Origin of the sequence: Rhodococcus sp. ENV425 (assembly GCF_002887785.1) — a bacterium.
Lineage (GTDB): Bacteria > Actinomycetota > Actinomycetes > Mycobacteriales > Mycobacteriaceae > Rhodococcus > Rhodococcus aetherivorans.
In genome coordinates, this window is record NZ_PCZU01000135.1 from 2577 (window position 1) to 13542 (window position 10966).

General features: G+C 71.4%; 12 protein-coding genes. 4 read left to right on the forward strand and 8 right to left on the reverse strand.

The features are described 5' to 3' along the window. The 5 genes from CQZ88_RS10595 to mftA all read right to left on the reverse strand — a co-directional run. On the reverse strand, positions 1–1275 hold a 1275-nt coding region (locus CQZ88_RS10595), incomplete at its 3' end, for a mycofactocin system FadH/OYE family oxidoreductase 1 (RefSeq protein WP_258008548.1). Between the two features lie 15 nt (positions 1276–1290). Continuing rightward, complete coding sequence (mftD, locus tag CQZ88_RS10600; RefSeq protein ID WP_102799727.1) at positions 1291–2466, reverse strand: pre-mycofactocin synthase MftD; 1176 nt, start codon at positions 2464–2466, stop codon at positions 1291–1293. Positions 2467–2501: 35 nt separating this feature from the next. Beyond that, positions 2502–3749, reverse strand: coding sequence for a mycofactocin radical SAM maturase (gene mftC / locus CQZ88_RS10605; RefSeq protein ID WP_029544993.1), 1248 nt, complete (start codon positions 3747–3749; stop codon positions 2502–2504). A 48-nt stretch (positions 3750–3797) separates the two neighbouring features. Further along, on the reverse strand, positions 3798–4133 hold the full coding sequence (gene mftB / locus CQZ88_RS10610) for a mycofactocin biosynthesis chaperone MftB (protein ID WP_102799728.1): 336 nt from the start codon (positions 4131–4133) through the stop codon (positions 3798–3800). Then, the gene (gene mftA, locus CQZ88_RS10615; protein ID WP_065922321.1) at positions 4118–4213 is read right to left on the reverse strand and encodes a mycofactocin precursor MftA; all 96 of its coding nucleotides are present in this window, start codon (positions 4211–4213) and stop codon (positions 4118–4120) included. Before mftA ends, mftB begins: the two co-directional genes overlap by 16 nt. Positions 4214–4337: 124 nt before the next feature. Between mftA and mftR the strand changes: the two genes are divergently transcribed. Together mftR and mftM are read left to right on the forward strand one after the other, a co-directional pair. Then, on the forward strand, positions 4338–4997 hold the full coding sequence (mftR, locus tag CQZ88_RS10620) for a mycofactocin system transcriptional regulator (RefSeq protein WP_029544997.1): 660 nt from the start codon (positions 4338–4340) through the stop codon (positions 4995–4997). Further along, positions 4994–5803, forward strand: a complete 810-nt coding sequence (gene mftM, locus CQZ88_RS10625) for a mycofactocin oligosaccharide methyltransferase MftM (RefSeq protein ID WP_006932884.1) — start codon at positions 4994–4996, stop codon at positions 5801–5803. The genes mftR and mftM overlap by 4 nt, the downstream gene beginning before the upstream one ends. An 89-nt stretch (positions 5804–5892) precedes the next feature. Here the strand turns inward: mftM and CQZ88_RS10630 are convergent, their stop codons facing one another. Further along, entirely contained in the window at positions 5893–7527 is a 1635-nt protein-coding gene (locus CQZ88_RS10630) for an ABC transporter permease (RefSeq protein ID WP_102799729.1), read from the reverse strand. Next, positions 7524–8486, reverse strand: coding sequence for an ABC transporter ATP-binding protein (locus CQZ88_RS10635; RefSeq protein WP_006932880.1), 963 nt, complete (start codon positions 8484–8486; stop codon positions 7524–7526). Before CQZ88_RS10635 ends, CQZ88_RS10630 begins: the two co-directional genes overlap by 4 nt. Before the next feature lie 154 nt (positions 8487–8640). On the opposite strand from CQZ88_RS10635, the gene CQZ88_RS10640 reads away from it, so the two are divergent. Further along, a complete protein-coding gene (locus tag CQZ88_RS10640) occupies positions 8641–9858 on the forward strand; it encodes a lipase family protein (protein WP_180986991.1) in 1218 nt (405 codons plus the stop codon). A 63-nt stretch (positions 9859–9921) separates the two neighbouring features. On the opposite strand, the gene CQZ88_RS10645 is transcribed toward CQZ88_RS10640, so the two are convergent. Continuing rightward, positions 9922–10302 (reverse strand): helix-turn-helix domain-containing protein, encoded by a 381-nt coding sequence (locus tag CQZ88_RS10645; protein ID WP_006932876.1) that lies wholly within the window; start codon positions 10300–10302, stop codon positions 9922–9924. A 98-nt stretch (positions 10303–10400) separates the two neighbouring features. Here CQZ88_RS10645 and CQZ88_RS10650 point away from each other — a divergent pair, with 98 nt between their 5' ends. After that, on the forward strand, positions 10401–10808 hold the full coding sequence (locus CQZ88_RS10650; protein ID WP_029545001.1) for a RidA family protein: 408 nt from the start codon (positions 10401–10403) through the stop codon (positions 10806–10808). Positions 10809–10966 lie beyond the last annotated feature (158 nt).

Consider the following 10966-nt stretch of genomic DNA (forward strand, 5'->3'; position numbering starts at 1 on the left):
CGCGGAGAGCGTGTCGCGTCCCGTGCCCACCGCCGCGGTGCGCAGCATCCCGCCGACGCGTCCGGCGCGCTCGACGAGGCGGACCCGGTGACCGCGCTCCGCGAGGACCCGGGCGGCCTCGAGCCCGGCCGGTCCCCCACCGACCACGAGGACGTCCCGCGCGGCGGCGGCCGGAGGCTGCGGCGCGCGCGTCTCGTGCCCGGCCTCCGCGTTGCCGATGCAGCCGACCCGGGGATTGCGGAAGTCGCGCACCAGGCAGGCCTGGTTGCACAGCACGCACGGCCGGGGCGAGCGGCCCTCGCGCACGGCGGTGACGAGGTCCGGATCGGCGATCTGCGCGCGGGTCATCTCGACGAGGTCGCCCACCCCCTCGGCGAGGGCGCGCTGCGCGGCGGCGGGGTCGACGACGCTGCCCTGCAGGACGACGGGGACGGCGCCCGCCACCGCGTCGCGGACGGCGCGGCACAGTCCGGCGTTGAACCCGGCCGGCGTGTGCGCGTCGGGCCGGTACGCGCCGGGGGCGTAGAGGCCGCCTCGCACGACGGTGAGCAGATCCAGGTCCGGCGCGAGGTCGCGGGCGTGGGCGGCGGCGTGCTCCGGGGTGATGCCGGCCCAGGGCGCCTCCTCGTCGCAGCTCAGGCGCAGCGCCAGGATCCGCCCGGGGCCGAGTTCGGCGCGCACGGCCGCGACCACCCGCCGCAACAGCAACGACCGGTCGGCGCCGTAGCGGTCGGTGCGCCGGTTGGTCAGGCCCGAGAGGAACTGGCGCAGCAGCGCGGTCGGCCCGGCGTCCAGTTCGATCCCGTCGACATCGGCGGCGACCGCGACCGCGGCGGCGGCGCGGAATCCCTCGATCACCGCATCGATCTCGTCGTCGCCGAGTTCCATGGGCAGTTCCCGGACCGCGGGGTCCGCCACCCGCGACGGGGCCCACAGCGGTGCCTGGGTCCACGCGCTCGAGCCCTGCAGCCCGGCGTGGCCGAGGCCGGCCAGCACCAGGGTGCCGTGCGGCCGGCAGGCGGCGACGACGGCGGCCCATCCGGGACCGCACTCCGCGGCCAGGGGCGCCCGCTCGTAGGGCTGGTCGTGCGGGTGCACGGAGGCGACCTCGGTCACGAGCACCCCCGCGCCACCGCGCGCTCGGCGCTCGTAGTACGCCACGTGTTCGGACGAAAAGGTCCTCCCCACACCGAGATTGGTTTCGTGCGGCCCGAAGAGCACCCTGGCCGGCGCGTGGCGTCCGGCCAGGGTGATCGGTTCGGTGAGGGTGCCCATCGGCAGGTGGACCGCTCAGATTCCGAGGTCCCGCCGGAAGCCCGGCGGGACGACGATGTCGTCGGGGGTCAGCTCGTGGATCGACGTCTTGCCGAGGCCGATGAGCGCGGACCCGATGCCGCCGGCGAAGATGTCGAGGACGTTCTCCACGCCCGCCTGCCCGTTCGCGGCGAGGCCCCACAGGTAGGCGCGGCCGATCATCACGGCCTTGGCGCCGAGGGCGAGGGCCTTGACGACGTCGCTGCCGCGGCGGATGCCGCCGTCGAGCAGCACCTCGATGTCCTTGCCGACCGCCTCGGCGATCGCCGGCAGCGCCCGGATCGGGGCCGGCGTGCCGTCGAGGTTGTTGCCGCCGTGGTTGGACACCGAGATCGCGGTGACGCCCGCGTCGACGGCGCGCTTGGCGTCGTCGACCCGCATGACGCCCTTGAGCATGAACGGCGCGTCGCCCCACTGCTCCCGCAGCCACGCCACGTCCTCCCAGGTGGGCAGCGGGGTGCCCATCCACTCGCCGTAGGCGCCGAAGAACGTCGGGGCACTGCCGCCGGGCGGGGTCAGGTTCGGGGTGGTCAGGTCCGGCACCTTGCCGGTCTTCGCCCAGTCGAGCAGCCAGCTCGGCCGCAGGATGCCCTCGGGGGCGAACCGGAACATGGCCCTGAGGTCCATCTTCTCCGGGATGGCGGGGCTGCCCCAGTCGCGGCCGCTGGAGAACGACCAGTCCAGGGTCATGATCAGGCCCTTCGCGCCGGCGGCGCGGGCCCGCTCCATCCGCTGGACCAGCACGTCGCGGCTGCCCACCCAGTACATCTGGAAGAAGGTCTTGTCGTTGGCCGCGGCGACCTCCTCGATGGACTTGCTCGCGAACGAGCTCAGCCCCATCGCGGTACCGCGGGCCGCGGCGGCACGGGCGACGGCGACCTCGCCGTCCGGATGCACCGCCTGCACGCCGGTCGGGGAGATCACCACCGGCAGGGCGATGTCCTGACCCATCACGTGGGTGCCCATCTCCCGCTTGTCGGACAACCCCGCCACGTGCGGGGCGAAGCCGAGCTCGCCGAATGCCGTCAGGTTGTCCTCGACGGTGATGCCCTTCTCGGAGCCGGCCACGAGGGCGCCGTAGACGGACCTGGGGAGCTTCTTCTTCGCCCGTTGCTGCGCGACCGCAACGGTTTCGAACCATTCCTTGGACATGGATCTGCCTCTCCTACTTGCACGAACGGGGCCGGCTAGTGCATTCCGGCGAGCGGGTTTTCGTCGCAGGCCCGCGACGGCGGGCGCACCATCAGCTGCAACGGGACGGGCGCGCGCGGGGTGCGGCGCTCACCGGTGCGCGAGTGGTCGACGCTGGACTTGGGCACGGTGCGGTCGGCGCTGAGCGCGGATTCGCCGTAGCCCTGGACGCATTCGGGATCCGGCCCGTCCATCGGCAGACCGGTGAAGAACTTCGCGGCCATGCAGCCGCCGCGGCACGAATCGTAGAAGGTGCACTTGCTGCAGGCCCCGCCGGTCTGCGGCGACCGGAGTTCGGTGAAAAGCTCGGAGTGCTGCCACACCTGCTGGAAACCGCCGTCGGACAGGATGTTCCCGGCAAGGAACTTGTCGTGGATGGCGAAGGGGCAGGCGTACACGTCGCCCACGGGGTCGATCAGGCACACCACCCGGCCCGCGCCGCACAGGTTCAGCCCCGGCAGCGCACCGGCGCCGTCGCTGCCACCGAAGGCGGACAGGTGGAAGAACGAATCGCCGGTCAGCACACCCTCGCCGTGTGCGACGAGCCAGTTGTAGAGCTGCCGCTGCTGCTCGTGGGTGGGGTGCAGGTCGTCCCACACGTCGACGGCACGGCCGGAGGGACGCAGGCGGGTGATGCGCAGCGTCGCGCCGTACTGGTCGGCCAGGGCCTTGAACTCGTCGAGCTGGTCGACGTTGTGCCGGGTCACGACGACGGAGATCTTCGCGTCGCGGAATCCGGCCTCGGCGAGGTTCTCGAGGGCACGCACGGCCATCGCGAACGAGCCGGGGCCGCGCACGGCGTCGTTGACCTCGGCGGTGGCGCCGTCGAGGGAGATCTGCACGTCGACGTAGTCGGAGGCCGCGAGACGCGCGGCGACCTTCTTGTCGATCTTGACGCCGTTGGTGGAGAACTTCACGCCCACCTGGTGCTCGGTGGCGTAGTCGACCAGCTCCCAGAAGTCCGAGCGCACGGTCGGCTCTCCGCCGCCGATGTTGACGTAGAACACCTGCATACGCTGCAGTTCGTCGATGATCGCCTTGCACTGTTCGGTGGTCAGCTCGCGCGGATCACGCCGGCCGGACGAGGACAGACAGTGCACGCACGACAGGTTGCAGGCGTAGGTCAGCTCCCAGGTCAGGCAGATCGGGGCGTCGAGACCCTTCTCGAACTGGTCGACCAGGCGGCCGACCTTGGGCGGGCCGGAAGCTTCTCGTACTGCGGCGGATTCGAGCACAGAGGTCATGGGCTGCGTCCTCGTCGGTGGGGCGGGCGGGAGGGGGACCGGCGGGGTCTAGGCCGGCACGATCATGTGGGAGTCGGCCAGGGTGGCCAGCGCCCGCAGGTACGGACGTGCAGCCGACTCGTCGATTCCGTGCGCGACGAGCGCGGCCCGCACGGACGGATGCTGGTGCAGGGATTCGACGATCTCGACGATCGTGGTGTTCTTCAGGAACGAGAGCTTGCGGGTCCCGAAGTGGTAGAGCAACGCCCCGAACGGCTCGGGGCGAAGCGCTACCTGCGGGTGCAGCCTCCACGTCGTATCCGGATCGAACCCTGCCGAGTCGACCTTCTGCGCGTCGAACACTGTGGTGGCGGCGTCGGCGGACACGATCAGTACACGCCGCACATGCCGTCGATGGACACCTCTTCCACGAGGGACTCCTCGACCAGGTCGGACTCGACGACGGTGTTGTCACGATCGGACATCAACTACCTCCTCGGATGGGGACTCCACGAGCGGAGCCCGGCGTCACAGACCCGTTGCGCTGTGACTCGGTTCACCACTGTAATGGCATCGAGTGCACAATGTCACCCATGGAAGGCTCACACCATGCGTAGCCGCCGGAAACCGTCCGCTCGGATAGGTCGCCGCCCCTCCACCACGAGAGAGGGGCTGAGCGCGATCGGGATCGAACTGTTCCGCGCCCGGGGATTCGACGAGACCAGCGTCGACCAGATCGCCGAAGCCGCCGGAATCGCCCGCCGCACCTTCTTCCGGTACTTCCCGTCCAAGAACGCGGTGCCGTGGGGCGACTTCGACGGCCACCTCGAACAGATGCGCGCCCACCTCGACGCGCTGCCGGGCCACGTCCCCCTCGCCGAGGCGCTGACCTCGGCGCTGCTCGACTTCAACACCTTCCCCGAGTCCGAGGCGGCGCTGCACCGCGACCGCATGGACCTGATCCTGCGGGTACCGGCGCTGCAGGCGTACTCGGTGGTGATGTACGAGGGCTGGCGCCGGGTGATCGCCGAGTACGTCGCGCGTCGCGTCGGCGCCGCCGCCGACGACCACTTCCCGCGCACCGTCGGCTATCTCGTGCTCGGCGTGGCGATGGCGGCGTACGAGCAGTGGCTCGCCGACGACTCGCTCGCGCTGCCGGAACTCTTGTCCGCCGGCATGCGCGCCCTCTACAGTGGCCTCGACGCGGCCGTCCCGTCCCTCGACGGTCCCGACGCCTCCCCCTCCTCGAAAAAGGCTGCGCTGCAATGACTGTGCTCGACTCACTCGCCCCCTGCCCGCCCGGCCGGTGGTCCCACGCCCACGTCACCGTCGAGAAGGTGAGCTCGGGCCCGATCGCCCTGCGCCGCGAGGGCGACCGGCTGCACGTGACCCACTCGCTCGGGCCCGACGACCTGAGTGAACGTCTCGTCGCCGGGGTCACCGCGTCGATCGCCGACAGCGACCTCGGACAGGAGGAGTTCGAGTTGACGATGGTCGGGCTGGTGCGCTCCACCCTGCCCGACGCCCTCGACGCGTGGGTCACCTACTACCGCAACTCGCTCACCGAACTGCTGGACGGCACCGCCGGGTTCGCCCCGATCCACGACAAGGCCGCCGAACTCGTCCGCGGCCGCGTGCTGGATCTCGGCTCCTGCTTCGGATTCCTCCCCCTGCGCCTGGCGCGCGCCGGGATCGCCGTCACCGCCACCGACATCCTGCCCGGCACCATGACCCTGCTCGAGGCCGTCGCGCCGCGGCTGGGCCTCGAGGTGGACACCGTCGTGTGCGACGCGGCCCACGTGCCCGTTCCCGACGACAGCGCCGACACCGTCACCGCAATCCATCTGCTCGAACACGTCGACGCCGCGACCGGTGCGGCCGTCGTCGCGGAGGCGCTGCGCATCGCCCGGGAGCGCGTGGTGATCGCGGTGCCGTTCGAGGACGAGGCCACCGCCTGCCACGGCCACGTGCGCACCTTCGACCTGCCCGCCCTGCGCACACTCGGCGAATCCACGGGTCTCGCGTTCGAGGCGTTCGAGCACCACGGCGGCTGGCTGGTGCTCGACGCGCGCTGATCCCGAGTCGGCCTCCTCCGCAGTGACCGAATGTCACATCGCGGCAGTCGGATCGCCGCGATGTGACATTCGGTCGCCGCCGCGGGCGGTCACTGGACGACGAGGTCGCGGCGGCGCATCGCGCTCACACCCGCCGTCGCGGTCGCCACGGCGACGAGCAGCAGCACCAGCAGCGGCAGCGGGCGCATGTCCGCGGCCGGCAGGGCCGGGACGTGGACGAACGGCGACAGGTCCAGCACCGCCTGGGGCAGGTCCAGCAGGGCGCCGAGCTGCCCGATGATCAACCACACGGCGAAGACGCCCCATGCGACGCTCGACGCCCGGCGCGGCGCCACCCCGACGCACAGCACCGCCATCGCGCCGACCAGGAGCACGGCCGGCACGAACGCCAGCGCGGCGGGCAGCAGATTGCCGAGCGGACCGGTGATGTCGCCGATCGTCATTCCGTAGGAGACGGCCAACGCGACGCCCGTGACGACCTGCAGCACAATCACTCCCACCGTCACCACGGCGATGTGCGCGAGCATCCACGGCACCCGCCCGAGGGCCGTCGACAGCACCGGCTCGACCCGGCCGGACGTCTCCTCCCCGTGCATCCGCAGCACCGCCTGCACCGCGTATCCGCTGGCGAACAACGCCATCATCAGGAAGATCATCGCGAAGTACGCGTCGGTGATCGCCTCGGCCCCGCCGCCGAGCTGCTTCATCATGTCGGCGACGGCACCCTCCTCGTCGAGGAAGTTGTCCATCTCGTTCGCGACACTGCCGTAGGTGGCGGCGAGGACCGCAATGCCGAGCGCCCACCACATCAGCGTCGTGCGCTGCACCCGCCACGCGAAACCCGCGGCGGTGGGCAGCCACGTCGCCGCCCGGTCCGGCCCCGGCCGCGGCTGCACCAACCCGGCTCCGTGATCCCGCCTGCCGGTCAGCACGTACGCGGTCCACGTCGTCGCGGCGGTGAATGCGGCGAACAGCAGCAGGATCCACCACGCGTCCACGTCGTACGGCCGGATCTGCTGCGCCCACCCGATCGGTGACAGCCACGACAGCCACATGCTCGTGACGCTGACCCCGCCCGGGTCTACGGTGCCCGCGCTGTCGCCGACGGCGCGGAGCAGGAACGCGACCCCCAGCGCCGCGCCGGCCAGCCCGTTCGCGGCCCGGGCGCCCTCGGCGACCTGCGCGGTCACGGCCGCGACGGCCGCGAACGCGACACCGGCCGCCCCGGTGGCCGCTCCGAGCGCCAGAGATCCGGACATCGGCAGTCCGAAACCGAGAGAGACGACCGTGAGCAGCAACGCGAGCGCGACATTCGCCGCGGCGACAACGATCAGGGCGGCGGTGAGCAGGGCCCGCCGACCGACCACATTGGCCCCGACCAGTTCGGCGCGGCCGGTCTCCTCGTTCTGCCGGGTGTGCCGCACCACGGCCATGGTGCTCATCAGGCCCGCCGCCAGCGCCAGGAACAGCAGCGTCTGGGCCGCGACGACCGCTCCGAGGCTGTCGCCGGAGACCAGGCCGTTGGTGGCCAGCACCACCGGGGACACGGCGGAGCTGACGGCGATGAGGTGCAGGTCTTCCTGCGCCGGATAGAGCCCCTTCAGGCTCGACACCGAGATCGCGTAGACGATCGCGATCGCGGCCAGCCACACCGGCAGCTGCACGCGGTCGCGGCGCACCGCCAGGCGTACCAGCCGGCCGGTGCCGACAAAGGCGGCACTCATGCGCCGGCTCCCTCGCCGGCGGCCGGCCGGCCGTGCGCGAGCCGCTCGCCGGGCAGGTGGATGTGCTCGCCCGGCAGTTCGTCGCCGTAGTGCCGCAGGAACAGCTCCTCCAGGGTGGGCGGGGTACTGGTGAGCGACGTGATGCCGAAGCCGAGCAGCTCGCGCAGCACCGGGTCCATGTACGCCGTGTCCACCTCGCACCGCACCCGCAACCCGTCCACCTGCAGGTCGTGCACCCCGGGCATCGTGTCCAGCCCGGCCACCGGGCGCACGGTGTCGGCCACCACCGAGGTGCGGGTCAGGTGCCGCAGTTCGGTCAGCGTGCCGGATTCGACCGTGCGGCCCTGCCGGATGATGGTGACCCGGTCGCACAGCGCCTCGACCTCCGCGAGGACGTGGCTCGACAGCAGCACCGAACACCCGTCGGCGACGGCCTCGCGGACGCAGTCCCGGAACACCTCGTCCTTGAGCGGGTCCAGGCCCGAGGTGGGCTCGTCGAACAGGAACAGCTCCACGTCCGAGGCGAGCGCGGCGACGATCGCGACCTTCTGCCGGTTGCCCTTCGAGTACGTGCGGGCCTTCTTGGTGGGGTCGAGCTCGAAGCGTTCGAGCAGTTCGGCACGGCGGCGTTCGTCGATGCCGCCGCGCAGGCCGGCGAGCAGATCGATCGCCTCGCCACCGGTGAGATTGGGCCACAGATTGACTTCGCCGGGCACGTAGGCGAGCCGCCGGTGCAGGTCCACCGCGTTGCGCCACGGGTCGCCGCCGAGCAGTTCGGCCCGGCCGGAATCCGCGCGCAGCAGCCCGAGCAGGACACGGATGGTGGTGGATTTCCCGGAGCCGTTCGGGCCGAGGAACCCGTGTACCTCGCCCCGGCGGACCTCGAGGTCGAGGCCGTCGAGAGCGCGGGTGGTTCCGAACGACTTGACGAGCTGTTCCACGGAGATCGCCGCCGACATGCTGCCGAGGCTACGCCCCTACCGGCGTCCGTGTGGCGACGAATCGCGGAGAGGGCGGGGTCGGGTGAACCTTCGCAAATCGGTCGCCTAGGCTTCGCCGGGATCACTGGTTTCGAGGAACGGCACCGGTCGGTGCGCTGGAGAGGTGGGGGACGTGGCCGGACGGCTCGGTCGGGGAATCCGCAATGCGGTGGCGGGCGCGGTGGCGGCGTGCGCCGCGGTCGCCGGTGCCGGAACCGCGGTGGCCGCACCCGTCTACCCGGCGCCACCGGCCGACCCGTTCTACCGCGCGGCCGCCGACATCGCCGTCGCCCCCACCGGCGATGCGCTCGAGGTGCGGCGCGTGCCCGCGCCGCCGGGCATCGTCGACGTCGAGGCGTGGCAGGTGCGTTTCCGGTCGACGAATTCGGCCGGTCACCCGATCCCCGCGGTGACGACGGTCCTCGCCCCCGTCGGCAAGGCCCCGGACGGCCCGCTGCTGTCGTTCCAGCACGTCATCAACGCCCTCGGCACACACTGCGCACCGTCGCAGACGCTGTGGGCGAGCGACCCGAACCTCGCCGTCCGGGAAGCCCCCGCCCTCAACCTCGTGCTCCGGCGGGGCTGGACGGTCGCGATCCCGGACCATCTCGGGCCGAACAGCGCCTACGGCGCGGCGCGCCTCGGCGGGCAGATCACCCTCGACGGCATCCGCGCCGTGCAGCGGGTCCCCGAACTGCAGCTCGCCCACAGCCCTGTCGCGCTGGCCGGCTACTCCGGCGGTGGGATGGCCACCGGGTGGGCCGCGGCGCTGGCCCCGACCTACGCCCCCGAGCTGAACCTGGTAGGTGCGGCGATGGGCGGCGTGCCGATGAACATCCGCAAGATGGCCGAGGCTCTCGGCGAGAACCCGCACCCCGCCTTCGGTCTCGCGTTCGCCGCCGCGCTGGGTCTGGAACGCGAGTATCCCGAACGGATGCGGATCAGCGCCGACCTGACCCCGGCGGGCGTGGAGATGCGTGACGCGCTGGCCAATGCCTGCACCAACGACATCCTCGCGCGCGGCGCCGGGGGCAGCCTGCGGCAGGTGAGCACCAACGCCCGCCTGGCCGACGACGCCGACGCGGTCGCCGTCGCGGAGGAGAACAGCCTCGAGCTGTATCCGGGCGTGCCGACCGTGCCGGTGTTCGAATGGCACAGCCCCACCGACGCACTCATCCCGGTGGGCGCCATCGACGCCACGCTCGACCGCTACTGCGCCGCGGGTGCGCCGGTACGCCGTGTCGAGACACCGAGCCCCGACCACATGTCGGCGGCGGTGCTCGGCCTGCCGGACGCGTTCGAGTTCCTCGGCGAGCGGTTCGACGGGGTGGCCGTCACCGGGACCTGCTGAACTACGCTCCGGGCTTCCCACCCCCCGCCCGACGCAACGGTCGGGGCCACCCCCGCGGGCGGGTCAGGCGTCGAAGCGCCGGCGGGATTCTTCGATGTCGCGGAGGTATCGCTGCGTCCAGTCGCACATGCCGTCGACCGTCGCACGGAGCGCCCTACCCGGCTCGGTGAGGCAGTACTCGACCCGCGGCGGCACCGTGGGATACACCGTCCGCTCGACCAGGCCGTTGCGCTCCATCATGCGCAGGTTCTGGGTGAGCATCTTGTGGCTGATGCCGTCGATGCCCTTGCGCAACTCGCTGAAGCGCAGGGTGCCGTCACCGATCGTTTCGATGATCAACAGCGCCCACTTGTTGGCGACGTCGGAGAAGATCTCCCGCGCCAGCGAGTCTGCTCGCGTCAGGTCCGCATCTTCTGGCAGGCCGCTGAGCTGCTTGGTCACCATCGAGTTCCCCAGTCACTGAAAAGTGCGTTCTTCCACGTCAGGGAACACTCTCCTACGGTTACCGAGTAACCACAAGTGACCGAGAGAAAGTGGGCAGCATGTCCATCACCCTGGTGAACCCGAACGAACTGCCGAAGATCGACGCCTACCGCCAGGTATCCGTCGCCACCGGCTCGAAGCTGGTCTTCGTCGCCGGGCAGGTCGCCTGGGACGCCGACGGCAACACGATCGGCGCAGGCGACCTCGCCACCCAGGTCGAGCAGAGCTACCTCAACGTCGGAGCCGCCCTGGCCGCGGTCGGTGCCACCTTCGCCGACGTGACGAAGCTGACCGTCTACGTCGTCGACTGGACTCCGGACAAGATGAGTGGGTTCGTCGACGGCGTCGCCCGGGCAGCCGCGAAGCTGGGCGTCACCCCCGTAGCGCCGGGCACGCTGATCGGTGTCGCAGCACTGTCCTCTCCCGAGCACCTCGTCGAGGTCGAAGCCACCGCAGTCCTCGACTGAACCGAGTCACCGCACCCCACGCCGCGTGCTCCCGGCGGGGTTGCCACACCTGGCACCCCTGCCCGTCACTGCCTACATCGTCCAGGAGGCCTCGCCCGTCGTCACCGTTCCCAGCACCCCGCCGATCTCCGGCAGCAGCTGACCACTCGCCCCGACCC

Coding starts and splice junctions, on each gene's coding strand:
- mftD (WP_102799727.1), bottom strand. CDS start 2,466: ATGTCCAAGGAATGGTTCGAAACCGTTGCGGTCGCGCAGCAACGGGCG.
- mftC (WP_029544993.1), bottom strand. CDS start 3,749: ATGACCTCTGTGCTCGAATCCGCCGCAGTACGAGAAGCTTCCGGCCCG.
- mftA (WP_065922321.1), bottom strand. CDS start 4,213: ATGTCCGATCGTGACAACACCGTCGTCGAGTCCGACCTGGTCGAGGAG.
- mftR (WP_029544997.1), top strand. CDS start 4,338: ATGCGTAGCCGCCGGAAACCGTCCGCTCGGATAGGTCGCCGCCCCTCC.
- mftM (WP_006932884.1), top strand. CDS start 4,994: ATGACTGTGCTCGACTCACTCGCCCCCTGCCCGCCCGGCCGGTGGTCC.
- CQZ88_RS10630 (WP_102799729.1), bottom strand. CDS start 7,527: ATGAGTGCCGCCTTTGTCGGCACCGGCCGGCTGGTACGCCTGGCGGTG.
- CQZ88_RS10635 (WP_006932880.1), bottom strand. CDS start 8,486: ATGTCGGCGGCGATCTCCGTGGAACAGCTCGTCAAGTCGTTCGGAACC.
- CQZ88_RS10645 (WP_006932876.1), bottom strand. CDS start 10,302: ATGGTGACCAAGCAGCTCAGCGGCCTGCCAGAAGATGCGGACCTGACG.
- CQZ88_RS10650 (WP_029545001.1), top strand. CDS start 10,401: ATGTCCATCACCCTGGTGAACCCGAACGAACTGCCGAAGATCGACGCC.